Annotated in this window: 21 protein-coding genes and 5 pseudogenes; 11 read left to right on the forward strand and 15 right to left on the reverse strand. The window is 61.7% G+C overall.

Features of this window, described 5'->3' with window-relative positions:
* Positions 1-20 precede the first annotated feature (20 nt).
* On the forward strand, positions 21-1,295 hold the full coding sequence (locus K307_RS22900) for an MFS transporter (protein WP_051975124.1): 1,275 nt from the start codon (positions 21-23) through the stop codon (positions 1,293-1,295).
* A 79-nt stretch (positions 1,296-1,374) separates the two neighbouring features.
* Here K307_RS22900 and K307_RS22905 read toward each other — a convergent pair whose 3' ends face one another.
* On the reverse strand, positions 1,375-1,605 hold the full coding sequence (locus K307_RS22905; RefSeq protein WP_042883021.1) for a hypothetical protein: 231 nt from the start codon (positions 1,603-1,605) through the stop codon (positions 1,375-1,377).
* Positions 1,606-2,293: 688 nt separating this feature from the next.
* Here K307_RS22905 and K307_RS22910 point away from each other — a divergent pair.
* The 8 genes and pseudogenes from K307_RS22910 (at position 2,294) to K307_RS22940 (ending at position 8,144) form a co-directional block, all read left to right on the forward strand.
* Entirely contained in the window at positions 2,294-2,977 is a 684-nt protein-coding gene (locus K307_RS22910; RefSeq protein WP_042883023.1) for a hydrolase, read from the forward strand.
* 162 nt (positions 2,978-3,139) lie between these two features.
* Positions 3,140-4,454, forward strand: a pseudogene (locus tag K307_RS22915) (amidohydrolase family protein).
* A gap of 26 nt (positions 4,455-4,480) precedes the next feature.
* The gene (locus K307_RS22920; RefSeq protein ID WP_042883024.1) at positions 4,481-4,903 is read left to right on the forward strand and encodes a DoxX family protein; all 423 of its coding nucleotides are present in this window, start codon (positions 4,481-4,483) and stop codon (positions 4,901-4,903) included.
* Positions 4,900-5,199: a XapX domain-containing protein gene (locus K307_RS46450; RefSeq protein ID WP_080745178.1), complete on the forward strand. Its 300-nt coding sequence runs from the start codon at positions 4,900-4,902 to the stop codon at positions 5,197-5,199. The genes K307_RS22920 and K307_RS46450 overlap by 4 nt, the downstream gene beginning before the upstream one ends.
* A gap of 4 nt (positions 5,200-5,203) precedes the next feature.
* A complete protein-coding gene (locus tag K307_RS22925; RefSeq protein WP_063771711.1) occupies positions 5,204-5,968 on the forward strand; it encodes a YoaK family protein in 765 nt (254 codons plus the stop codon).
* 234 nt (positions 5,969-6,202) lie between these two features.
* A pseudogene (locus tag K307_RS22930) lies at positions 6,203-7,063 on the forward strand (MFS transporter); the annotation flags it as partial.
* An 83-nt stretch (positions 7,064-7,146) separates the two neighbouring features.
* Entirely contained in the window at positions 7,147-7,824 is a 678-nt protein-coding gene (locus tag K307_RS22935) for a DUF2848 domain-containing protein (RefSeq protein WP_042883372.1), read from the forward strand.
* Positions 7,824-8,144 (forward strand): amidase family protein, encoded by a 321-nt coding sequence (locus tag K307_RS22940; RefSeq protein ID WP_042883025.1) that lies wholly within the window; start codon positions 7,824-7,826, stop codon positions 8,142-8,144. Before K307_RS22935 ends, K307_RS22940 begins: the two co-directional genes overlap by 1 nt.
* On the opposite strand, the gene K307_RS22945 is transcribed toward K307_RS22940, so the two are convergent.
* From K307_RS22945 to K307_RS22965, 5 genes are all read right to left on the reverse strand, one after another.
* Positions 8,103-8,837: a YoaK family protein gene (locus K307_RS22945; RefSeq protein ID WP_042883026.1), complete on the reverse strand. Its 735-nt coding sequence runs from the start codon at positions 8,835-8,837 to the stop codon at positions 8,103-8,105. The genes K307_RS22940 and K307_RS22945 overlap by 42 nt on opposite strands.
* A gap of 38 nt (positions 8,838-8,875) precedes the next feature.
* A complete protein-coding gene (locus tag K307_RS22950; RefSeq protein WP_042883028.1) occupies positions 8,876-9,172 on the reverse strand; it encodes a XapX domain-containing protein in 297 nt (98 codons plus the stop codon).
* 1 nt (position 9,173) lies between these two features.
* A complete protein-coding gene (locus K307_RS22955; RefSeq protein WP_051975125.1) occupies positions 9,174-9,632 on the reverse strand; it encodes a DoxX family protein in 459 nt (152 codons plus the stop codon).
* Positions 9,633-9,648: 16 nt separating this feature from the next.
* Positions 9,649-11,520, reverse strand: coding sequence for an amidohydrolase (locus tag K307_RS22960; protein ID WP_042883030.1), 1,872 nt, complete (start codon positions 11,518-11,520; stop codon positions 9,649-9,651).
* Between the two features lie 81 nt (positions 11,521-11,601).
* Positions 11,602-12,288 (reverse strand): hydrolase, encoded by a 687-nt coding sequence (locus tag K307_RS22965; protein ID WP_042876013.1) that lies wholly within the window; start codon positions 12,286-12,288, stop codon positions 11,602-11,604.
* Between the two features lie 304 nt (positions 12,289-12,592).
* Here K307_RS22965 and K307_RS22970 point away from each other — a divergent pair, with 304 nt between their 5' ends.
* Positions 12,593-13,699, forward strand: coding sequence for a porin (locus K307_RS22970; protein ID WP_042883032.1), 1,107 nt, complete (start codon positions 12,593-12,595; stop codon positions 13,697-13,699).
* A gap of 182 nt (positions 13,700-13,881) precedes the next feature.
* Here K307_RS22970 and K307_RS46455 read toward each other — a convergent pair.
* Positions 13,882-14,181, reverse strand: a pseudogene (locus tag K307_RS46455) (transposase); the annotation flags it as partial.
* Positions 14,182-14,294: 113 nt separating this feature from the next.
* On the opposite strand from K307_RS46455, the gene K307_RS22975 reads away from it, so the two are divergent.
* Positions 14,295-14,804 carry a PaaI family thioesterase gene (locus K307_RS22975; RefSeq protein ID WP_042883034.1) on the forward strand — a complete coding sequence of 170 codons (510 nt, stop codon included), beginning with the start codon at positions 14,295-14,297 and terminating at the stop codon, positions 14,802-14,804.
* Between the two features lie 1,189 nt (positions 14,805-15,993).
* Here the strand turns inward: K307_RS22975 and K307_RS22980 are convergent.
* From K307_RS22980 to K307_RS23010, 8 genes and pseudogenes are all read right to left on the reverse strand, one after another.
* Complete coding sequence (locus K307_RS22980) at positions 15,994-17,322, reverse strand: IS4 family transposase (RefSeq protein ID WP_042875593.1); 1,329 nt, start codon at positions 17,320-17,322, stop codon at positions 15,994-15,996.
* A gap of 126 nt (positions 17,323-17,448) precedes the next feature.
* A pseudogene (locus K307_RS44860) lies at positions 17,449-18,528 on the reverse strand (alginate export family protein); the annotation flags it as partial.
* A 129-nt stretch (positions 18,529-18,657) separates the two neighbouring features.
* Positions 18,658-19,371, reverse strand: a complete 714-nt coding sequence (locus K307_RS22990; RefSeq protein ID WP_230626021.1) for a YoaK family protein — start codon at positions 19,369-19,371, stop codon at positions 18,658-18,660.
* Between the two features lie 78 nt (positions 19,372-19,449).
* A pseudogene (locus K307_RS46460) lies at positions 19,450-19,943 on the reverse strand (amidohydrolase family protein); the annotation flags it as partial.
* On the reverse strand, positions 19,918-20,220 hold the full coding sequence (locus K307_RS22995; protein WP_042883036.1) for an amidohydrolase family protein: 303 nt from the start codon (positions 20,218-20,220) through the stop codon (positions 19,918-19,920). The gene K307_RS22995 and the pseudogene K307_RS46460, both read right to left, overlap by 26 nt.
* Positions 20,217-20,507: a DUF1427 family protein gene (locus tag K307_RS23000; RefSeq protein ID WP_042883038.1), complete on the reverse strand. Its 291-nt coding sequence runs from the start codon at positions 20,505-20,507 to the stop codon at positions 20,217-20,219. The genes K307_RS22995 and K307_RS23000 overlap by 4 nt, the downstream gene beginning before the upstream one ends.
* Before the next feature lie 101 nt (positions 20,508-20,608).
* A complete protein-coding gene (locus tag K307_RS23005) occupies positions 20,609-21,295 on the reverse strand; it encodes a hydrolase (RefSeq protein WP_042883040.1) in 687 nt (228 codons plus the stop codon).
* A gap of 26 nt (positions 21,296-21,321) precedes the next feature.
* A complete protein-coding gene (locus K307_RS23010; RefSeq protein WP_042883041.1) occupies positions 21,322-21,663 on the reverse strand; it encodes a carboxymuconolactone decarboxylase family protein in 342 nt (113 codons plus the stop codon).
* Positions 21,664-22,898: the final 1,235 nt, after the last annotated feature.

The raw sequence follows: 22,898 nt of genomic DNA on the forward strand, positions 1-22,898 counted from the left end.
CGTCTAAAGGAGATCGAATCATGTCCAGCAATGTCGCGGGCACTACTGCAAACCAGGCATCAGACCGCGAGACCCTACACATGGGTTTTGTGATCGCATGGATCTTTTGCGTCGTGTTCTACTTCATGCAGTACGCGCTGCGTTCCGCGCCGGGCGTGATGATGCCCGAGCTGAGCGCGGCGTTCGCCCGCGATGTGGTGGGTGTGAGCGCGCTCGTCGGCCTGTACTACTACAGCTATTCAGTGTTCTCGATCGTCGTCGGCGCGGCGCTCGACCGGCTCGGCGGCAAGGCTGTCATTCCGGCCGGCATCGTTCTCGTTGCCGTCGGGGCGGCACTGTTCGGCCTGGGCACCGTGGTGACCGCGGAGATCGGCCGCCTGCTGCAAGGCGCGGGCTCGGCGTGCGCATTCATCGGGGCCGTGTATCTCGCCACGCATGGTTTTCCCTCACGCTTTCTCGCGACAGCGGTCGGGTTCACGCAATGCTTCGGCATGCTGGGCGGGTTCGCGGGCCAGTTCGCCGTCGGCCGGCTGATTCACGGTCTCATCACGTGGCAGCAGTTCTGGTGGCTGTCTGGCCTCGCAATCTTTGTGATTGCCGTACTGGTGTTCATTGCGACGCCAGCGGGCCATGACGACAGCCCCGCAAGCCAGGGCTCATGGCTGACGATGTTCGCGCCGTACAAAGAGGTGCTGTCCAACCCGCAGTCGTATCTTTGCGGTTTCTGCGCTGGCCTGCTGTTCTTGCCGACCACGATCGGCGACATGATCTGGGGTATAGCGTTCCTGCACAACGGTCTCCACGTCAGCTATGCCGAGGCCGTCAACCGCGCGAGCATGGTGCCGCTCGGCTGGGTGATCGGCTGCCCGCTGCTCGGGTATATTTCCGACCATCTGGGCCGGCGCAAGCCCGTGCTGATCGCCGGCGCGCTGCTGATGCTTGTGTCGGGTGCCGGCATTTTCTATCTGCCGCCCGGTGTGGTGCCGCCTTACGTGCTCGGCCTGCTGCTTGGCATCGGCTCGGGCGCGGCCATGTTGCCCTACACGGTAATCAAGGAAGTCAATTCGGACGACGTGAAAGGCAGCGCGACCGGAGCGATCAACTTCCTCGTGTTCACATTCAGCGCTTTGCTCACGCCCGCATACGGCAAGTTGCTCGCCCACATCGCAAATGGCGGCGCAATGAACCTTGGGGTGTTCCGCGCAGCAAGCATGTGGCTACTCGGCGGTATCGTGCTTGCACTCGTCCTTGCGCTGTTCCTGCGTGAGACCGGGCCACGAGCGCGCGCGACGTGAGCCTGAAACCTTGCCGCGCTTGACGCGCGACGTGCCACTTCACGGATTTGCCCTGCGTAGTACGGCTCGACCGCCGGTATCAGGCGCTGCCACGCCACAACGCTTTCCATTTCCTCTGGTGATCGACGAAGCGGCTGATCAGCGTGCGCGCCACCAACCCGGCTGCAGGCAGGCCACCGTCGATGATTTGTGGTTCAACGGGGTCTTGCACCAGGCGTTGGCAGCAATGGGAGGCCCGCTTGCCATAGATGTGGCGGCGCACGAAGAACTCCGCCGCCACGATATCCAGTTTCTCGCTGGAACACGGCATCCGCAGCACCGCGTGCCGGTGCCCTGCCGGGATACTTGTGGACAGGCCCGCCGATGCCGCGATACACCGGGGTATGAAGCGGGCAGACCAATCGGCGCGGTGGGCAACCGTTTGTAGCTCTGACGATCCCCGGGGCGGCGATCTACCTTGGAGGCATCGTGGATGGGACTGTCCCGCCACGGCTTTCCGCCCGGCCATTAGCCCGCCCTGTTCCCTGCATCGCTTCTGTCCGGAGCAGGCATCCAGCCGCGCCGCCCGCGCGCGGTTGGGCGCAGTCATGCAGGCACGCGTGGACGTGCTCTGCCAAGTAAAACGGTTCGGGCTCGTCCCGGAGCCGTCTGCCGGCGCGGACCAACTCGGCTGGCGGGGTTCGACTCGCGAACGCCAACGTCAACCAGATAGCGGCACAGCCGGTCCAGCAATTTCAGGTAGCGCATCCTTGGTTGCCGGCGTGTATGTGGCCGCATCCCCATCGAGCCAGAAGGCGTCAATCAGATCGGGACCAAAGCTGGCGAGCGTCACGCCGTGTGCCGCGACATGGCCTCGGTTGGGAAGATCACGGTACGCAGGTCATAATTCAAATGTCATCGTGTCTCGCTGATTGGTCACAAGCCTGAAATCGGCGTTGGAAAGAATCAACCTTGCCTATCCATGGCATCGTCCATACACCGATTACAGGAGTTCCGTCATGAACGAGAAGTTAGAGCTGCTCACCCCGAGCAATTGCCAGCTGATTTTTATCGATCATCAGCCGCAGATGGCATTTGGCGTGCAATCGATCGACCGCCAGACGTTGAAGAACAACACGGTTGGCCTGGCCAAAGCCGCGAAGATCTTCAGGATCCCGATCACCATCACCACGGTCGAATCCGAGTCGTTTGCCGGATACAGCTATCCGGAACTCCTCGACGTGTTCCCGAACCACAAGCTGCTGGAACGCACTTCCATGAACTCTTGGGACGACCAGAAGGTGCGCGACGCCCTGGCCGCCAACAAGCGAAAGAAAGTGGTCGTCGCCGGCCTCTGGACCGAGGTTTGCAATACCTCCTTTGCCCTCTCTGCAATGGCCGAGGGCGGCTATGAGATCTACATGGTCTCCGACGCTTCGGGTGGAACCACCAAGGAAGCTCACGACTACGCCATGCAGCGGATGATCCAGGCTGGCGTCGTTCCAATGACCTGGCAACAGGTACTGCTCGAATGGCAGCGTGATTGGGCCCGCCGCGACACTTACGACGAAGTCATGAATGTCGTCAGGGAACATTCTGGTGCCTACGGCATGGGCGTCGACTACGCGTACACGATGGTCCACAAGGCTGCGCAGCGCACCGCCACGCCGCACGAGGCACTGGCCGCTGTACCGGCACGCTGACGTTCCACGGAATCCTCTGGCGCCCACCGGCGTCCCTCAACTGGACCGCCGGGCCGCAGGACAAACCTTGGCATCCCGTCTGTGTCATTTTCCTTGCCAGCCGGCAATACATCGCTTCCGCTGCCGCCATCGGTGCGGCGGCTCCGTTCGGAGCTTTTCGCCATGTCACCGACCCCGACCCCCGATCTCTTCCTTGTCAACGGCAAGTTCACCACGCTCGACAAGTCCAACCCGCAAGCCGACGCGGTGGCGATCCGCGACGGGCGCTTCGTTGCCGTCGGCACGCGCCAGGACATCATGAAGCTGGCCGGTGCGCAGACCAGGGTCGTCGACCTGAATGGCCGGCGGGCCATCCCCGGGGCTGATCGACAGCCACATGCACATCATCCGCGGCAGCCTGAACTACAACATGGAGCTGCGCTGGGACGGCGTGCGTTCGCTGGCCGATGCCATGCGCATGCTGAAGGACCAGGTGGCCCGCACGCTCGCGCCGCAGTGGGTGCGCGTGGTGGGCGGCTTCTACACGGCGGCGGATTTCGAAGACTTCCGCGTCGAGCGGCCCGACATGCCGCCGTCAATGGAAGGCGACCTCGAACCGGTGGTGATCCGCCTGCTGGCCGAGAAGCGCTGGCCGTGGCGCCTGCATGCCACCTATGACCAGACCATCTCGCGCGCGCTCGACGTCTACGAGAAGGTGGCAAAGGATGTCCCGTTCAATGGCCTGAACTGGTTCTTCGACCACGCCGAGACCATTTCGGACCGCAATATCGACCGCATCGCTGCGCTTGGCTGCGGCATCGCCGTGCAGCACCGCATGGCCTACCAGGGCGAATACTTTGTCGAGCGCTACGGCGCGCGCGCTGCCGAAGCGACGCCGCCCGTGAAGAAGATGCTGGAGAAGGGCGTCAGGGTTGGTGCCGGCACCGATGCCACGCGCGTCGCATCGTACAACCCGTGGGCGTCGCTTTACTGGCTGACCACGGGCAAGACCGTGGGCGGCATGTCGATGTACCCGCAGGCCAACCTGCTCGACCGCGAGACGGCGTTGCGCCTGTGGACTGAGGCCAATGCCTGGTTCTCGTCTGAAGTCGGCAAGAAGGGCCAGATCAAGGCGGGGCAACTGGCTGACCTGGCGGCGCTGTCCGCGGACTACTTCAGCGTGCCCGGCGATGAGATCCAGGACATCACCTCGGTGATGACGATCCTGGGCGGCGAGGTGGTCTATGGCGACGGCGAATTCGGCAAGCTGTCACCCGCCATCCCGCCGGCGATGCCGGACTGGTCGCCTGCCCGCCACGGCGGCCAGTACCAGCCGCGTCCGCAAGCCCGGGCGCTGGCATTGAACACGGCCTGCGGTTGCGCCAGCGCGTGCGGCGTGCACGGCCATGCGCATGCGAAGGCGTGGACCTCGGGCGTACCCGCCTCGGACGAAAGCGCGTTCTGGGGCGCGCTCGGCTGCTCGTGCTGGGCGTTCTGATGCAAGACGAATACGGAGAAACGCCCATGTACACATCGATGTCCTCGCCGGCCAACACTGGCGATGCCACGCGCCGGTTGCCGCGCTGGCTTCACTGGATCGGCCTGTTGTTGCTATGCGCTGCTTACCTGCAGGGCGGGCTGGTCAAGCTGTTCGACTTCCCCGGCGATGTGGCGGAGCTGTCACCGGCGATTCCGATCGCTGCGGCCACCATCGTGCTCGAGCTTGGCGCGTCGGCGATGATCCTGCTTGGCATCTGGCGCTGGCTCGGCGCGCTGGCGGCCACGTTCATGGCCAATCCATTCTGGCAGGTGCCGCCCGATAGCCAATTCATGATGGCGAACGCCTTCTTCGAACATCTGGGGCTGGTCGGCGGTTTTCTGCTGGTGGCCTGGGAAGACCTGCGCGGTACCCAGCAATGCAAAGTCATGATGGAGATGAAACCATGAAGCCTTATATCGTATCCCTGGCCGCAGGGATTCTCGTCGGCGTCATCTATGCGGTAATAAACGTCCGTTCGCCGGCGCCGCCAGCGATTGCACTGGTGGGTCTGCTTGGGATGCTGGTCGGAGAGCAGATCGTCGCCCCTATCAATCGAATTCGTGCTGGCGCACCGATTACTGCAGCCTGGTTTCGGCAGGAATGTGTGCCGAAGATATCCGGGTTGCCATCCAAGTCATCAGATCAGCATTCAGTACCCGTGATCGTAGCAGAAACGGGTAAGGAACCCTCCGCGCGAGATTGAAATCATGTCGTTAGCCGATTCTGGGGCACGTCCTTCGATGGTCGTTCGTGCTTCCCCACCGTTCCTTCTTTCGTTCGTCGCCGGTTTTGTCGATGTGGTGGGCTTCATCGCATTGTTCGGCCTGTTTACCGCGCATGTCACCGGGAACTTCATCATGATAGGCATCGACCTATCGTCACCGACGGCGCCCCTCCTTCTCGCGAAAATCCTGGCGCTCCCGACTTTCGTGCTCGCCGTCGCCGGCACGAGAATCCTGGAATCCAGATTGGTACGTAACAACAGGCTGCCCGTTCCCGTGATGCTGCTCGTCCAGTGCATACTCCTGGCGACATTCATGGGTCTCGCCTATCTGTCACTCCCAATCAGGAATGCCAATGATCCTGTCGCTGTTCTGGCAGGCCTGAGCGCTGTCGCTGCACTGGGGATTCAGAATTCCCTCGCCCGGACTGCACTCGCCGAATTTGGCGCCACGACCGTTATGACAGGAAACACCACCCAGCTGGTCATCGATCTGGTAGATCTGCAAGGCGCTTCGCAGGATCAACGGTCTGTGCTGACGAAAAGGATCTGGAAGACCGCTCCCGCTATCGTCGGATTCGTCATCGGCGCAGGGTTAGGCTCCGCCTCCTATTCACTTTTTTCATTCTGGTGCGTCCTGCTCCCCATTGGAGCGCTCGTGTTCGTCAGCGCCAGCATCGCGCAGCAAAGCAGGGCAGCTGGATTCCACGAGAATGGAATGCTATCCACCATCTTCCGCAATCGCCCCTAGCGCTGCCTGGGTTGGCTAACGAGGGCTCTCCGTCGGCTGCGCTGGCGCGGTCCGGCGAGAAATGGCGTCGGGGTAGCCGACGGCTTGATGGGTACAACATAAATCTGTAATTCTCGGACAGGTAGCGTCCCGTTAGGATGATCGCAAGCAATGCTTCGTCCGTCGCATGGACTCTGCCCAGGCGACGGACAACGGACAAGGCTTTTTGTTCCACTTGGAAATATCGGTAACGTCCACGGCAGGCAGGACGAGCGTGGGCGCAACGCGTCCTTTACGCAGGTGGGTCCGTCGGCCGGCACGCTGCTGGGCACTGGCTTCATTGCCCTGGTCTCGCTGTTCCTGAGCCCGGAGGACTTCCTGGCGTGGGGCTGGCGCATCCCGTTCGTATCGAGCGTGGCGCTGGTGGTTTTCGGCTTGTGGCTGCGGCGTGGCGTGGATGAGACGCCGGCGTTCAAGGAAATGGCTGCGCACAATGCCCAGGCCAAGACCCCGCTCAAGGAAGTGTTCGTATCGCACTGGCGGCGTTTGCTGGTGGCCGGCGGCTTGCGGATCGGTTCGGACGTGCTCTATGCCCTGGTCGTGGTATTTACGCTGACCTATGTCACCAGCGTGCTGCACCTGTCGCGTCCGCTGGCGCTGACCGCGACGATGTTGGGCGCGGCCGGCAATGCGCTGACGGTGCCGCTGTTCGGTGCGCTGTCTGACAAGCTCGGCCGCCGGCCGGTCTACCTGACCGGGGCGCTGCTGGGAATCGTCTGGGCGTTCGTGTTCTTCGTGCTGATGGACAGCAGCCAGCCGTGGCAGATTTGTCTGGCGGTTGTGCTGGGGCTGCAGATCCATGCCGTCATGTACGGCCCGCAGGCAGCTTTCGTGACCGAGCAGTTTCCGACGCGGGTGCGCTATGCAGGCTCGTCACTGGCCTACACCCTGGCAGGCATCCTCGGCGGCGGCTTCGCTCCGCTCATCATCACGAGCCTGTACCGGGCCTATGGCACGACCGGCGCGGTGTCGCTCTACGTCTGCGCGGCATTGGGCGTGACGCTGCTTGCGCTGCTGGCTGCCAGCGAGACGGCTCACAAGCCGCTTGAGCACTAGATCGGGCGCGGCCCGTCGGTGTCAGACGGGGCCTGCCGGCTGCATTCCGCACGCAGCCCATGCTTCCCAACCACTTGTACCGCATGCCTACTCTGCAATTCCAGCTCGCCGGCGAGGAACCGCTGGCCCTGCATATCGACCGGCTCGTCATTGCCGGCTGGACCGGATGCGATGCCGACGCCGTCAACCACCATATTCGGGAACTCGAACAGATCGGCGTGAAGCCGCCTTCGACCGTACCGTGCTTTTACCCGCTTGCCGCCTCGCTGCTGACCACCGCGCCGCTGCTGGAAGTGCCGCGGGACGATTCATCGGGTGAGATCGAGTTCGTGCTGCTGGCAGGCCCTGACGCGCTCTATGTCGGCGTGGGCTCGGACCATACCGACCGCAGGGTAGAGGCCTATGATGTCACCGTCTCCAAACAGATGTGCGCCAAGCCGGTCGGTAGCGAGGTCTGGCGCTTTGACGATGTCGCGGTGCACTGGGACCGGCTCGAGATACGCTGCTGGCGCACTCGGCATGGCGTGCGCGAGCTTTACCAGGAAGGACTGGTGACACGCCTGCTTGACCCGCGCGATCTGATCCGCCGTCTGCATGGCGAAGGAGCGCTGCCCCCTGGTACTGCGATGTTTTGCGGGACCCAGTCCGTGATCGGGGAACTGGGAGGTGGCGCGGCATTCGAAGTCGAACTGCACGATCCGGTATTGCGGCGTTCGATATGCCATGCCTACCGCGTGGCAAGCCTGGAGGTGGCCCCTTGATGCGTACGGACCGTCCTACCATCGCCGAACTGGCCGCCAGCCTGAATGCCGGGCGTACCACGAGCGTCGCGCTGACCGAACAGGCGCTGGAGCGCATCGACAGTCATCGCACCTCGGGCGGCACGGCGTTTCTTGAGGTCGATGCCAAGGGTGCCCTGGCGGCAGCCGCTGCGGCAGACCAGGCCCGTGCTGCCGGCCACGTGGCGTCGCCACTGGCCGGCCTGCCGGTTTTCTTTACTACACTTCACGCGCGAGCAGGCAAAGAACTGATGACAGAGTCAGGTAGGCACAGGCTTGGCTTGCCACTGCTGTCGGCATAGCGCCGCTAACAAGAGTACCGGCAGCAAGACACACCAGAAGCTAATGGCAGCGAATGCCAATGCACCCAGCACGGCTCCGGCAGCAAAGGCCGCCACAGCCGGCAGCATCTTACGCAGGCGCGCGCGGATCGCGCCCGCTTGCTCGGGTCCGGCTGTCAAGAGGTCAACTAAGTCAATCACGATCTGGGTAGTGTTACCGGTCATAATAGTGGTGGGGCCCAGGTCGGCCAGCGCGGTACGGGACAGTGCGTTCTGGATGCCCATCGCCACGACAGCTAACATGCCGGCCAGCGTTGTCAGCGAAGAGCCGGCACTGAGGCCCGCCCGGGCGGCCCTTGCCAACAAGCCAGTGCCCACAAACAGCAACAGGAATACGCATTCGATGGCAAGCAGCACGGCCACGGCCGGACGCTGGCGCTGCACCAGCCACGACTCCAGCAGCCGCGTTGTCGCAACCGCTCCAGCAAAAGCGGGCAAGGCAAGGAGCTTGGTCGCCAGCCCCTCGGAGCGTCCTGTCAGTTCCACCCCGATCATGATGAAGTTGCCCGTGACGTGAGCCGTGAACAGCCCGAACAGGGAAATGAAGCCGACCACGTCCACAAAGCCCGCAACATATGACAGCACGCAGCCATGCACGCTGTTGTTGATGTGCTTGTGGCTCTCCGGAAACGATGTTCTCCCCACTTCCTTCATCGGCTTATCTCTGCTCGCGTCTGCGCTATGGCTCCCCATCAACGCGAGACGTCGTCCCGTTCGACGGTGCCGTTGCTCTGGTTGCCTCCAAGTTCCGCCACAACCTTGGGCGGCGCGCCTGAGATCTTGGGCACGCATTCCGTGCGGAACCACGCCACAGTGACCGGCTCACCGGCTATCATGCGTTTGACCGTCGGCACGACCTGCTCGCCGATCAGCATGCCAAGCAGACCGAGCAGCGCGATGGCCGGTGGCGCGGGTGAACGCACTTGCAGTAGGGCATAGATGATCCCAACGAGGATCCCCGCTCCGAACGACACGAGATAGAGCTTCATTTCAGCCCCCCTGTTCCGATGCCGCCCGGCCGAGACGGCGCAGGTCGTGCCAGGCCACCAGCACGAAACCACCCGCCAGCCCGATATGCTCGAAGAAGGCGTTCTCCACCATGATCCGGTCGGGCATTGGCACATTCCAGAACGCATTGGCCAGGAACGACGCCATCAAGGTGAACGCCGCCAGCGCCAGCGCCCCAACCCAGCGCCAAAATCCTGTCAGGATCATCGCCGAGGCGCCGAGTTCCAGCGCGATGACCAGCGCCGCCATCGGAGCGGCCGGCGCCAAGCCAAAATGGTTCATTTCGGCGATAGCGGCCGGGAAGTCCAGCGCCTTGGTGAGCCCGCCCTGCAGGTAGGCGGCGCACAGTGCCAGGAGCGCCAGCCACCGGATTGTTGGCGTGGCCACACGGGCCAGCCCGGCGCCCGCCGCTGCATGGGGATGCGGGATACGCTCGGTCATCGTTGCCGCCTCGCTGTCAGAATGCCCAGCAGGAACAGCCGAGCGCGCCCCAGAATTGCCGGTGGTCGGCGACCGGCACCTGCGCCGCCCAGGCGGCGGCATGGGCGTGGCCATGCACACCGCAACGTTTCGCGCAGCCGCATGTCACGCTGAGCGCCGCGGCTGATTGAACACCCTGGCGGCGCGCCTGATAACCTCCGTACGTCCGCACCGGCGACCAGTCCGGCATGGCTGGAGGGATTTCGGGAGACAGTTTGCCGAAATCGCCATCGCCATAGACCACCTTGCCGCCGAGCACGGTCAGTACCGAGGTGATGTCCTGGATCTCATCGCCGGGAACGGTGAGGTAGTCGCTCGACAGTACGGCCAGGTCCGCAAGCTGGCCAACGGCAATCCGGCCCTTCTTGCCTTCCTCGTTGGAGAACCAGGTATTGGCCTCGGTCCAGAGCCGAAGCGCAGTCTCACGGTCGAGGAGATTGGCCTGCGGATACAGCGACAGGCCGCCGAGCGTCTTGCCAGTCGTCAGCCATGATAGTGACACCCACGGGTTGTACGAGGCGACGCGCGTGGCGTCCGTGCCGGCGCCCACCTTGATGCCGCGCTCAAGCATCTGCTTGATCGGCGGCGTGCGCTCTGCCGGCTTTGCGCCATATCGCTCGACAAAGTACTCGCCCTGGTAGGCCATGCGGTGCTGCACGGCAATGCCGCCGCCCAGCGCCGCAATGCGGTCCATGTTGCGGTCGGTGATTGTCTCGGCGTGGTCGAAGAACCAGTGCAGGCCGTCGAACGGCATGTCGCGCGCCACTTTCTCGTAGACATCCAGCGCGCGCGAGATGGTCTCGTCGTAGGTGGCATGCAGTCGCCATGGCCAGCGGTTCTCCACCAGCAGGCGGATCACGGGTTCGAGGTCGGCCTCCATCGACAGGGGCATCTCCGGCCGCGCCACGCGAAAGTCCTCGAAGTCGGCTGCCGTATAGACCAGCATCTCGCCGGCACCGTTTTGGCGGTAGAGGTCATCGCCCTGGCCTGGCTTGACCTTGGCGGCCCAGGTACGGAAGTCGTTGAGCTCGTCCTTCGGCTTCTGCGTGAAGAGGTTATAGGCGAGCCGCACGGTGAGCAGGCCCTCCTTGTGAAGTTCCTCGACCACGGCGTAGTCCTCGGGATAGTTCTGGTAGCCCCCGCCGGCGTCGATCACGCCTGTTACGCCAAGGCGGTTCACTTCGCGCATGAAATGCCGCGTAGAGTTCTTCTGGTACTCGGGCGGCAGCTTGGGCCCCTTGGCCAGGGTAGCGTACAGAATGGTCGCGTTGGGCTGGGCCAGCAGCAAGCCGGTCGGATTGCCCTGGGCGTCACGCACAATCTCGCCGCCGGGAGGCTCAGGGGTGTCCTTGTTGTAACCCACGGCGCGCAGCGCGGCGCCATTCAGGAGTGCGCGATCGTACAGATGCAGAACGAACACAGGCGTATCCGGCGCCACCGCGTTCAGCTCTTCGATGGTCGGGAGGCGCTTCTCAACGAACTGGTGTTCGGTGAAGCCGCCCACCACGCGCACCCATTGCGGGGCCGGCGTGCGCGAGACCTGATCCTTGAGCATGCGCATGGCGTCGGCCAGCGAGCCCACGCCGTCCCAGCGCAGTTCCATGTTGTAATTCAGGCCGCCGCGGATGATGTGCATGTGGCTGTCGATCAACCCCGGAATCACGCGCCGGCCTCCGAGGTCAATCACTGTCACGGAGTTGTCACCGAGAGGCATGACGTCCTGCTTGCTGCCCACGGCCATGAACTTGCCGCCGCGGATGACTACGGCCTGCGCTTGGGGTTGTTGCGGATCCAGCGTGGTGAAACGGCCATTCACCAGGATCAGATCGGGCTTGTCTGAGGGAGACATCGCAATGGCTCCTGCCGGCCGGCGGCGTCACGCCGCGCGGCCGGAGTCGGGGATATCGAATGAGGGTGAGAGGGCTGCCGATTACTTGGCCGGCACCGCAGGCACGATCTCATGGGTACCACTGGCGCGCTGTGGCGCCTTGTGCACCATGGTGTAGGCGTAATCCACGCCCATCCCGTAGGCGCCGGAATGCTCCCGGACCACCTTCATGACGGCGTCATACGTGTCGCGACGCGCCCAGTCGCGCTGCCATTCGAGCAACACCTGCTGCCACGTCACGGGTACGACGCCGGCCTGGATCATGCGCTGCATGCCGTATTCATGCCCTTCCTTCGTGATGCCGCCCGAGGCATCGGCCACCATGTAGATTTCGTATCCCCCTTCATCCATTGCACAGAGTGCAAAGGTGTTATTGCAGACCTCGGTCCACAGTCCGGACACGACCACCTTCTTGCGGGCGTTGGCAGCCAGCGCGTCACGAACCTTCTGGTCATCCCATGAGTTCATCGACGTGCGTTCCAGCAGTTTCTGGCCCGGAAAGACGTCGAGCAGTTCGGGGTATGTGAAGCCGGAGAAGCTCTCGGTCTCCACGGTGGTGATGGTGGTCGGGATGTTGAAGATCTTGGCTGCCTTGGCCAAGCCAACTACATTGTTCTTCAGCACTTGCCGGTCAATTGACTGGACGCCGAATGCCATCTGCGGCTGGTGGTCAATGAAGATCAGTTGGCAGTTCTGCGGGGTCAGCACTTGAAGCTTTGGGTCGCTCATGATGGTCTCCAGTCGACGGCAGCAAACGACCGTCGCGCGCCGGCAAACGGGCGGGCACGGACATTGGCGAGTTCAAAAAACGAGCGTCGGCCAAGCAACGCTTCACTACTATAGAAAGTCACGAGGATGGCGGGTTGTTTTTTTGCTTGCGGCGAACACTCTGGCTGCTTGTGGCAAGCACTCGCTTGTGCCGCACGCAAATCGCTGCGAGCTCAAAGAACCCGGCAACGGGAATCAACAGCCATCTTGCACATCAACCACGCGAGATCGGCATATGCTGCAAAGCAAAATAGCGAGGCTACAGATGGCAAAGGTTGGCGTGTGGCGGTCTGTATTTCTGTTTGCGGTCGCGATGACCTGTCTGGTAGGTGAGGCCAGTGCCCAATCGTCGGTTGTGATCTACGGGAGGATCAATACCGCGCTCGAATATTCCAGCGCCACCACCGCAACGGATGGCACGCGGCTCGGCGGCACAGGCCGGCTGACCAACTACCGGACCGTCTTCGGTCTGCGCGGCGACGAGCCGCTGGCTTATGGACTCAAGGCAATCTGGCAGATCGAGAGCACCGTGTCGCTTGACACTGGAGCCGGGCAGATTGCCGCGCGTGACACGCGTTTGGGACTGGAAAGCCATTACGGCACCGTCTTCATGGGCAACTGGGACACCCCATACACCACTGCAACCAAGGGCTACGATCCCTACTACCCGACCACCGCGGGTTATATGGCTCTGATGGGCAACGGCGCAGCCGCCACCACCGACAATGTCCAGAACACGAGTTCCTTCGATCGGCGCCAGCAGAACTCGCTGCACTATCAGTCGCCACAGTGGCACGGACTGAGCGGCGCCATGGCCTGGGGGCTGCCGGAGGAAAAGACTAGCGTGCCTCGTAATCCGGCGCTGTATTCGTTTGCCGGTTCCTATGACAATGGTTCACTCAATGTGGCGCTGGCATATGAAATCCACCAGCACTACCACACCGCAGGCCGCAACGACGATGGCATGAAGGTAGGCGTGTCATACCGGTTTCCTGCCACGACGATTGCGCTGGTGTATGAGCGGCTGCATTACCGCACGGCTAGCGGAGACCTGACACGCAATGGCTACTACACGTCGCTCGTGCAGAAGCTGGGCCCAGGCAGCGTAAAGATCGGCTTTGCGCTCGCCAGCAACGGCGCAGGTAACGCGACCGAAACCGTCGGCTTTTTCCACAGCGGCGCGGATACCGGCGCCACGCAAATCACCGTAGGCTACGACTATCCGCTATCCAAGCGGACGTCGATCTATACGTACTACAGTCGCATCAACAACCGGAAGAACGCGAGTTACGACTTTGCCATCAATGGGCTGGGCGTAAAAGCCGGTGCCGACCCGCAGACCTTTGCGCTGGCGATGCGCCACAACTTCTGAAGAGCTAGCGTGCGGGCCCAGTGCGAAAGCTATGCAGTATCAACAGCCGGAGGAACGGTCATGCGAGCGTAGACGACAATACCAGGAATGCCATCCAACGCGACAAACCACAGGAGCCTGGACCCAGCAAGAGCAGTCCTTTCCTGCGCGCACCACAACCGCTTCGGTACGCGTGCGTACACCTAGTGTCCCGAGTCAGAAATTCGTAGACAAAATCGTCTGATGCTGGCGAGGATGTCATCGGCGGACTTTGTCCACACGAAAGGCGTGGGGTTGGCGTTGTTCAGGTCAAGGTATTGGCGGATAGCTTGCTCAAGTTGTCGGGTTGAGCGATGCGTGCCGCGGCGGATGTATTGTTCGGTGATGGTTGCAAACCAGCGCTCCACCTGATTGATCCACGAGGCGGAGGTCGGTGTGAAATGAACATGGAAGCGTGGATGGCGAGCGAACCAAGCCTTGATCGACGCCGTCTTGTGCGTGCCGAATTTCAGACTCAGGACACTAGTTGCACGCGCTTGACCCGGCAATCCTCTTTCTGAATAATCATAGATGCCGGGATCAGGTCCGGCATGACGACGTGTTGTGTTGAGAGATCATGGACGATAAATCCGGCAAGCAGACTATCGAATACGGCATCGTACCTGTCGACGTGATGGCATCGATGTCGGGGCTCGATTTTGTCCGCGCGATCTTCGCGGGACGATTGCCGGAGCCGCCGATCATGCAGACGGTCGAGCCGTTCGACTGCACGGCTGAGCCCGGTGCCGTCGTGATTCACAGCGTGCCGGGTCTGCGCCATTACAATCCGATCGGCTCGGTGCATGGCGGCTATTCCGCGATCCTCTTGGATTCCGCGATGGGGCTCGCGGTGCAGAGCACGCTTGCCGCGGGCACTGGCTACACCACGCTGGAATTCAAGATCTCATTCGTGCGCGGCATGAGCGAGACGAGCGGCGTGATCCGCACCGAGGGCCGCGTGCTCAACGCCGGCCGCCGCGTCGCCACCGCCGAGGCGCGCATCACCGATGCAAAAGACCGGCTGCTTGCGCATGCGACGACAACGTGCCTTGTGTTCGAGATTCCGAGGGGGAACGCGAAAGGCTGACGTTGAATTGGAGGGTAGGCAAAGCGACTCTCATGCCGCTGGCGCCAAGAACGCCAGAGTTTGAATAGCCGAGGAGCGGCCGATTGCATTTCGCTACAACGGCTATTCCGCCGTAACTCGAGGAGCGAAGGCGGAAGCGTGCCTACCATTGCGTGCACGACGTATGATGGTGGGCACGGCGCTGACGCGCCTTTGCCGACGTTACGAAGGATCGCCATGTCCGTTGTCGGCGCCGATGCGAGACCGCTCACGTTCGCGTTCGAGGATGAGAGGATCTGCTACGCAATCCATCGTTCCGCGCCAACGCAAAGAATGGATTGCTTGGTCGCTAGAGCATCCGCCGTCCTGAGTGGATCGAAAGGGATTCCCAAATCAGATCGAGAACTCACAGACTTCCGCTTCTGTTTAGGTTTGTTCGATGCGTGCCCGTGGCTGCTGGGCTCCGGACGCCCGGGGGGCGCGTGCGGGCAGGCGTTGATCAAAGCTCAAGGGAGGAAACCGCGGAGTTCAGCGATGCCGTGAGTTGGGCTATGGCGATTGATGCGTTCGCTAGATCCGCAGAGTCCGGGGACGTCGGGGCAAGCGGGGTGTCAAGCGAGCCTGGCTATGGCAGGGAGGTCGGAACAGGCTAGCCATGTCAGGGTGCGGTGTGCACATTATGTGGCGGTCTGCGGCGGCGAGCGCGACTGTCCGCTAGCGGCTCCGGTTGCCGCAGAGCCGACGGACGAGTGGGAGACGTACGGCGTGCGGGCTCATGCCATAGCCCGCTGCGTTGGCGGTCCTCGGATACAGGCACTGCGCGGGATGCCGTGCGCCCCCGGATAAGCGTCATCTCGGACTGGGCATAGCCGGTCGCGGAGAAATGGAATTGGCTTCGGATTGCCAGTTCCCTTGGGCCGCTGGGCCAATCACTACGTCTTGACCTGCGCGCGCGCCAATTCGATCGAGAATACAACCAGCATGCCACCAAGGATGGCGATGTTCTTAAGCGGTTAAGCTGTGAAAGGCTAGACTTAACCTGACCGTGGTTGGTTTTCCGAGCCGCTGCACAGGGCGCAGAGGGCGTAGCCCGAAGCGTCACTGGAATCCGACTGCCCCCAGGATTGTCAGGTTACTCTTCGACCGTGATCGATGGCTTGAAGTGAAGGAGGCTTGCATAGCCCGTATAGCCCATCTCCTTATACAGAAGTCATGACTCTTCCCGCAGTGCCTGAATGGTGAGCGCGGCATCCATGGTTCGCTGCATGCCGATCCAGATCGTCTTGGCGCCGGGCTCACCATCGCTCTTGCGCCCAAGGAACCCACCCAGGGAAGCCACCAACCGAATCATCTGATTGAGTGTGACTGGTACCTTCGGGCGGGCTTTTTTGGCGAGCACGTATGCCCCCCGAATCTCGTCGGCGTCGAAGAACAGTGACGCATCCAGATCCGGGCAGGTTCTGCCCAACCGCATCAAGCGGGCAATGCGCCACGCCACCACCATATACAACGCCAAGGCCCGCTCCACGCGATCCATGTGCGATAGCTGTAGCGCTTCGACCTTGCAGCCGGTCTTCAGGACATGGAAGAACATCTCCACCTCCCATCGGGCTCGGTACCAGTCGACGAGTTCGATGACAGCATCGGCGTCCTGCGCTTCTCGGTTCGTCAACAAGCGCCAAACCACTGGCTTGATGCCAGCGGGCGCTCCGATCTCCCTGGCCTCCACACAGGTGAGCGCCGCTCCAATCGTACCCGGCAGCTGCACACGTTGTGCACGTAGCTCCTGTTTGACCTCGCGCGCTTTCTGGCCTGCACGCCCTGGCAAGATAAAGGTAATTTCCCCAAGCACCGGGCTGGCGTCAACGCTATCCCACAGCTTGCCCGCCTCAGCAAGGTTGCGGTTGTATTGGCTGCGGATCAGCCAGTCAGCCGGCTGGCCAAGTTCCTGGGCGCGCGCCATCAGCTCGGCGATGTCACCCTCGCGGTCCGTCACATACACCAGCCTTGTCTGGGGCAGCAGCGCGGCTTGCTCCGCCACCCGTTCGTACCCCTCGATCCAGCGCACGCTTTCCTTGATCCCGCTGCGGTGGCCATCGGCGTCCTTCAGTTCCCGAGCCCACATCCAGGCATCGATCACCCCCAGCGGCTCCCGGTCTGGCGTCACCGCGTAGGTCGGATGGAGATACATTCCCCGCTGGGCTTCGTAGCTCAACGGCCCCAGCCCCTCCATTTCCTGGCCATTGAAGTTCAGCTCGGTGGTGTCAGCGATGCACAGCACCACCGGAAATTGCGCGGCCCTCGCTGCAGTGCGCTCCCAATGGGGCTGCATCACGTCCCGCCAATCGATCTGCTCATTGCCCAGAAACCGATACGCCCCAATGGTTTGCGACCAGTCATCGCACGCACCGGGAATGCTCGCCGTAGGCAGGGCCGCAAACCGCTTGAGCAATTCCTTGGCGCGCCGATCCCGCCGCGGATCACCAAGATCCAGACTCTCAAATTCCTCGTCCACCCATGCCCCCGACTCGTTGCTCATTGCCGCTCGAAAATCCGAGAGTAAACGCGAGTCTGCGGATGTTTACAACCCCTTTCCCCAGAGTTTTCGCGGCATCAGCTATCCCGCCCCGCTGCGGAGGCCGTTCTACTTCTGTATAAGGAGATGCGTATAGCCGGCAAGCGTGGAGTAGTAGCCATTGGGGAACAGGGGATTGAACATGCCCAGGCTTCCGTCTCCTGGATGCTTGTCACCCGAAACCCCATCGACCTGCAGCGCCAGGCGCGCGGTGATCATGGCATGTCAAGCGTGTAGCCGACGATGGAGCCCACGGCTCACGCATTGATGGATTTGTTTCCGACATGACCGGACTGGTACATCGTCTCGACATCCCAATCGATGCGGCCGGCCTTTCCAGAGTAGCGGAGATCGAAAACATCGCGGTGCTCACCGCCCGCCGCATCCAGATAATTGGCGCTGGAGCGTTTATAGGCGAAGTAGTAGCCGGACAGGTCGCCGGGTCCGACATCCCTGCGTTCGAAACGCGCGCCACTAAAGGTCAGGCGATGGTTGGAGACATCGTCGAATACCTCCGCATCGCGATACTGAACGGGCTGCGTCAGGTAGCCGATATAACGCCACTTTCCGTATTCGTAGTCTGCCCAGACCGCATCGTAAGCCTGCCGTACATTCGGACCATCGCGCACGGAAATGAACCGCTGCAGATCGAACGCCATTTCCTGGCGTCCGACGCGAAACTTGAATATGCCGGGACCCAACGGGCTGACCCATGCCACGAAGGCCTGCTCCAGGTCCACCGGATTCTTGTCGACGGGCGTGACCGCATCTTTGCCAAACGGCCTCGCATCCTCGATCTGGGCAAGACCTGCAAATACGGGCCAATACGCGAATCGGCGCTGATCTGCGCGCGTTGGATGACCTAGGTGTCGTTGCGTGCCGTACCGAGTCCGAAGAGCGGCGCATTGTTGACCTCCATGCGCTCCCGCAAGTTCGCGCCCAGCGACAGATAGGATTTGGGATCCCCGCCAAGCGGGATGTACTTCAAGCCGTCGAGCGGCTCTCGTGGCACGCATGGATCCGCAAGCACCGACAATCTTCCTGCCAGCGATTGAAAAGTACCTCAGGGCGCCTGGCGGAACAAGCAGGCACACTCTCTATGCTCGCTTCTTCGGCTTGCTCCGCATACGCATTTCCAGCGAATGCAAGCGTCAGAACAACACAGTCCATGACCAGGCACGAGAGAGCATTCATTTCGTAGGGGGGGGCGGAACAATGCGCGAGCCATGGCGTTCACTCCTGTGTCACTTTTGGGTGCGCGCCAAGTGTTGGTCGCCGCAGGTAGTACTCGTTGCGAAGCTAGCGGCCGGCTGGGCTTGCCGTCCGACTTTGCTGGCTGCCGCCATCCATGAGGGTCTGAGGAGTGGTCACGCCTTGTTGCCGTCTTGAAGCATTGAACGTCAGCCACAAGAGCGCGAGGAAGGGCAGCAGTAGTGCCCAGAAGCCCACACTGGCGTAACCTATTGCGCCGCCCACAGCTCCGCATGCGAACGACGAGACCGCGGGGGCAGTTCTTTCCAGGCGTTCGCGCGAAGTGGTTTTCGTGTCGGATGAACTCGCTGGCGACAGCAGTTCGAATAGGTCCAGCACTATCTGCGTCACGTGTTCCGCCTTGACGGTGTTGGGCACATGTCCCTGCAGCGAGATCAAACGGTCGCGTGCGTTTTGTACTCCCATCGCCGCCGCACCGAGCATCCCGCAAACGATGACCAGTGTGTCGTCGGGGTGAACGATGGGAGCAGCGCCAATGCCGGCGGCGCAAAAGGCAAGCATCAGCGCAGCCTGCATTGCGTAGACTCGCCATGCCGCGTTTTGCGGTGCCACGGCTTCGCCACTCGCAACCCGACTGGTGATAACCACGCCGGCCAGGAAGGCGGGAATGGCCATCAGCTTCATCAGCACGAAGTCCTTGCCCATGGCGTGGGCGGTGAGCAGCCCAAAAAGTGCCACGACACTGAGGGTGTCGACGTAGCCAGCTATACACGCGAGCAGGGTGTCATCACGTCTCATCATTCACCTTCCGTAATACGTCGTCCGTCACCGGACCGTTGCATGGATTCCTGCGATGTGACTTGCGTACGATATTCCATGTCACACCGCCCAGCAGGCACAGCCCAGCGCACCCCAGAACGAGCGCAGGTCGGATGTCGGCGCATTGCTCGCCCAGGCGCGGGCATGGTCGTGCCCATGGACCGCACAGGTTTTTGCACACGCGCAGGACGCCGCGGCCACCCGCTGCAATGCGCGTTCGCGCTTGCCGTCCGAGTCCTTCCAGGCGCCGAAGCCACCGAATTTGCGGACGGGAGACCAGTAGGCATCGCCGGCGGTGGCGCATTGCGGTCAAGATACTGGAAATCGCCTGCCCCGTAGACAACGCGGCCGCCGACGATCGTCAGGTCCGACGTCGTGTTCACAATCTCGTCTTCAGGACAGGTGAAGAAGTCGCGGTCCGGAACGATCAGGTCAACCAATTGACCGGCCATGACTTGACCCTTGGCGCCTTCCTCGTTCGAGAACCACGCCACCTTCTCTGTCCACATGCGGAGCGCGGTATCACGGTCAAGGAGATTCCGTTGCGGATACAGCAGTTTTGGGCCCTTGGCCAGCGTGGCGTAGAGGATTCAGGCCACCGCGCACGACGTGCGTATGGTTGTCGATCAGTCCTGGCAAGGCGGACCGTCCCTTAAGGTCGATCACGTTCGTTGCCGGTCCTGCCAGAGACAGGATTTCGGCGTCGCCGCCAACGGCTGCAAATCGTCCGTCGTGGATGGCAACGGCAGTTGCGACTGGCTTCGCCTTGTCAAGCGTGGTAATCCGGCCGTTGTGCAGGATCAGGTCGGGGGTTTTGGCGGAGGTAATCATGAGCGGGTTTCCTCGTTCTTTGCAGTCTTGCGCACAGCCGTAGTGCCGGAGACGCCGTGCTGCAATGTGCCGAACGCTGCGGTTGCGTCGTCTGATGCGCGCTTCACGCTTGAGTGGATGGCGCCACGGAAATATTGCTGACTGATCGGTATGAACTGCTCTCCGGCAAGAATGCCGAGCAGGCCGACCAGTGCAACAAGCGGTGGAGCCGGCGACCGTACGCCGATCAGGTAGTAGATGACGCCGACCAGAACGCCGGCACCTAATGAGAACAGATAGATCTTCATCGGCACATCTCTCTTGCAGCTTCTGGGCACGACGGTCCGGCCACACCATTACGCCGTATGGGGCCGGACGCGGGCCACCAAATGAGACGGAGGGCCGCCGATTACTTTGCCGGAGCCGGAGGCACGATCTCATGAGAGCCGACCGCTCGCTGTGGGGCTTTGTGCACCATGGTGTAAGCGTAGTCGACGCCCATCCCGTATGCGCCGGAGTGTTCCCTGACCACACTCATGAGGGCGTCATACGTATCGCGACGCGCCCAGTCGCGCTGCCATTCGAGCACCACCTGTTGCCACGTCACGGGTACGACGCCGGCCTGGATCATGCGCTGCATGCCGAAGTCATGTCCTTCCTTCGTAATGCCGCCCGAGGCGTCGGCCACCATATAGATTTCGTACCCGGCATCGGCCATGGCGCTGAGTGCGAAGGTGTTATTGCAAACCTCCGTCCACAAGCCCGAGACCACGATCTTCTTGCGACCGTTCGCTGCCAGCGCGTCACGAACCTTCTGGTCGTCCCACGAATTCATTGAAGTGCGCTCGAGCAGGGGCTGGCCGGGGAAAACGTCGAGCAGTTCCGGGTAGGTGAATCCCGAGAAGCTTTGCGTTTCCACGGTCGTGATGGTGGTCGGGATGTTGAAGATCTTCGCTGCCTTGGCGAGGCCAACGACGTTGTTCTTCAGCACCTGCCGGTCCATGGACTGGACGCCGAATGCCATCTGCGGCTGGTGGTCAATGAAAATCAACTGGCTGTTTTGCGGAGTCAGCACTTCAAGCTTGGGATTGGTCATGATGGGATCCTGTCAGGGTGTAACGGTTAGGCTTGCTTCAGCGCGTCGATGGCATCCAGCACGTGTGTGCTGTACGTAATGGCGGCGCCGGCGTTCAGGTTGATGGCGACGCCGAGCGCTTCTGCGATCTCTTCGTCGGACACGCCGAGCTTGACGGCCTCGGCTGCATGGAAGGCGATGCAACCATCGCAGCGCGTGGTGACTGCGACGGCCAGCGCGATGAGTTCACGCGTCTTCGCGCCGAGTTGCTCGGTTTTGGCGCCCGCACCAGCGATCAGCCCAAAACCGCGAATGGTGTCCGGCGTGCGCGCGGACAGTTCTTTGAGGCGAGAACTGATGTCCTGAATTTCCTGTTTCCACTCAAGCATGAGATGGCTCCGTGAGATGACTTCGAAAGGGATATATGTGGCCTGGTCCGGCAGCTCGCATCGGCGAGTGCAAAGCGCGCGACGGTTGCGTCGAGCTACTGGTTACGTTCAACGCTGGATGCAGAACGAGATCACGAGGTCAATCCTAGGAGTCGGACATTTTACTGTCAAAGCCGCACGTATTAACTACCTTAAATATCAATTAACTATATGATTTATAACGATAAAATGTGTACTATAGTGGCGAACGAAACGGCCGGAAGTGCTTTCAGAGGCTTCGGGGGAAGAGCGATGCATGAGACCGGCGTCGACAAACCGCGGGTTGCAACGACTGATACGGCCACGAAGGCGTAAGAATTGTTGAGCCTGGAGGGTTCTGGCTTGGTCGCGTGGGTATTGCGAGATGTGCAGAGAATCGATGGGCCGGACGCATTGACGTAGGACACTCGGTCATCGTCATCGCCGTACGCGAGACTGGGGCGTTGGGTGTGCGCCGTCGATTGAGATCGACACCTCGGCATTGAACGATTGCCACGTAGTTTGGGCATCTACGGGTAACAGCAACTTAGAGCCGGATCGCCTCGTTAGCCAATTGCTGAGACTTCCGATTTGTTTTGGCCATCGCCTACGTCGAAGTGAGCGAAATGGCGCTCGGCGGGCCACCGAGTCCCGAACTGGTCGACCGACCTGGTTGGGGTGTGTTGTGATTCAGGTGAGCGGCTGAATGCGGGACGGTTGCGGTCATTGAGTTTCTGTTTGTGGAAGGCCCATATTGTTAAGGGTTGTTCGATGTCTGCCTTTTTTGCGAATGCTCGTGAACCCAACGCTTCCCACACGCCGCGCCACCCATCCATGCCAAAGACCGTGCAGGCAATCATGAATGAAGCTCGTGCCGCGCGCTGGACAAGCCCCCCAAGCCCAACGCTGACACGCCGGCAGATCGCTTTGTGAGAGAGTCCCGGCGACTCGTCCTGCTCTGCACGCCGTTGGCGCCTCTCCGTCACATACATTGGGATCTATGTTTTCTTAGGGTCACCGAAGCCATCCAGCAGTGCAGAAAAACTATCCTGGGGCCGCCAGCCCCCTCTTGACCTACAGACTTGAGCGCCGAGCCCCCGGGAATGCTCCCCAATTTCAGATGGGGCGTCATCGACATCACTTGTACAGCTAGATTCGATGGGAACAGCGCTAGCAGCATCGCTCCCCCGGGCAAGGCCTTCCTGTGGGAAACGCAC

Source organism: Cupriavidus necator A5-1, from assembly GCF_000744095.1.
Lineage (GTDB): Bacteria > Pseudomonadota > Gammaproteobacteria > Burkholderiales > Burkholderiaceae > Cupriavidus > Cupriavidus necator_A.

Excerpts from the sequence above, each read along its gene's own strand:
- K307_RS22945 (WP_042883026.1), bottom strand. The coding sequence starts at position 8,837 with ATGAAGGAAGTGGGGAGAACATCGTTTCCGGAGAGCCACAAGCACATC.
- K307_RS22935 (WP_042883372.1), top strand. The coding sequence starts at position 7,147 with ATGCCTACTCTGCAATTCCAGCTCGCCGGCGAGGAACCGCTGGCCCTG.
- K307_RS23005 (WP_042883040.1), bottom strand. The coding sequence starts at position 21,295 with ATGACCAATCCCAAGCTTGAAGTGCTGACTCCGCAAAACAGCCAGTTG.
- K307_RS23000 (WP_042883038.1), bottom strand. The coding sequence starts at position 20,507 with ATGAAGATCTATCTGTTCTCATTAGGTGCCGGCGTTCTGGTCGGCGTC.
- K307_RS22955 (WP_051975125.1), bottom strand. The coding sequence starts at position 9,632 with ATGACCGAGCGTATCCCGCATCCCCATGCAGCGGCGGGCGCCGGGCTG.
- K307_RS22910 (WP_042883023.1), top strand. The coding sequence starts at position 2,294 with ATGAACGAGAAGTTAGAGCTGCTCACCCCGAGCAATTGCCAGCTGATT.
- K307_RS22940 (WP_042883025.1), top strand. The coding sequence starts at position 7,824 with ATGCGTACGGACCGTCCTACCATCGCCGAACTGGCCGCCAGCCTGAAT.
- K307_RS22920 (WP_042883024.1), top strand. The coding sequence starts at position 4,481 with ATGTACACATCGATGTCCTCGCCGGCCAACACTGGCGATGCCACGCGC.
- K307_RS46450 (WP_080745178.1), top strand. The coding sequence starts at position 4,900 with ATGAAGCCTTATATCGTATCCCTGGCCGCAGGGATTCTCGTCGGCGTC.
- K307_RS22965 (WP_042876013.1), bottom strand. The coding sequence starts at position 12,288 with ATGAGCGACCCAAAGCTTCAAGTGCTGACCCCGCAGAACTGCCAACTG.
- K307_RS22900 (WP_051975124.1), top strand. The coding sequence starts at position 21 with ATGTCCAGCAATGTCGCGGGCACTACTGCAAACCAGGCATCAGACCGC.
- K307_RS22905 (WP_042883021.1), bottom strand. The coding sequence starts at position 1,605 with ATGCCGTGTTCCAGCGAGAAACTGGATATCGTGGCGGCGGAGTTCTTC.
- K307_RS22980 (WP_042875593.1), bottom strand. The coding sequence starts at position 17,322 with ATGAGCAACGAGTCGGGGGCATGGGTGGACGAGGAATTTGAGAGTCTG.
- K307_RS22975 (WP_042883034.1), top strand. The coding sequence starts at position 14,295 with ATGGACGATAAATCCGGCAAGCAGACTATCGAATACGGCATCGTACCT.
- K307_RS22990 (WP_230626021.1), bottom strand. The coding sequence starts at position 19,371 with ATGATGAGACGTGATGACACCCTGCTCGCGTGTATAGCTGGCTACGTC.
- K307_RS22950 (WP_042883028.1), bottom strand. The coding sequence starts at position 9,172 with ATGAAGCTCTATCTCGTGTCGTTCGGAGCGGGGATCCTCGTTGGGATC.
- K307_RS22995 (WP_042883036.1), bottom strand. The coding sequence starts at position 20,220 with ATGATTACCTCCGCCAAAACCCCCGACCTGATCCTGCACAACGGCCGG.
- K307_RS23010 (WP_042883041.1), bottom strand. The coding sequence starts at position 21,663 with ATGCTTGAGTGGAAACAGGAAATTCAGGACATCAGTTCTCGCCTCAAA.
- K307_RS22925 (WP_063771711.1), top strand. The coding sequence starts at position 5,204 with ATGTCGTTAGCCGATTCTGGGGCACGTCCTTCGATGGTCGTTCGTGCT.
- K307_RS22960 (WP_042883030.1), bottom strand. The coding sequence starts at position 11,520 with ATGTCTCCCTCAGACAAGCCCGATCTGATCCTGGTGAATGGCCGTTTC.
- K307_RS22970 (WP_042883032.1), top strand. The coding sequence starts at position 12,593 with ATGGCAAAGGTTGGCGTGTGGCGGTCTGTATTTCTGTTTGCGGTCGCG.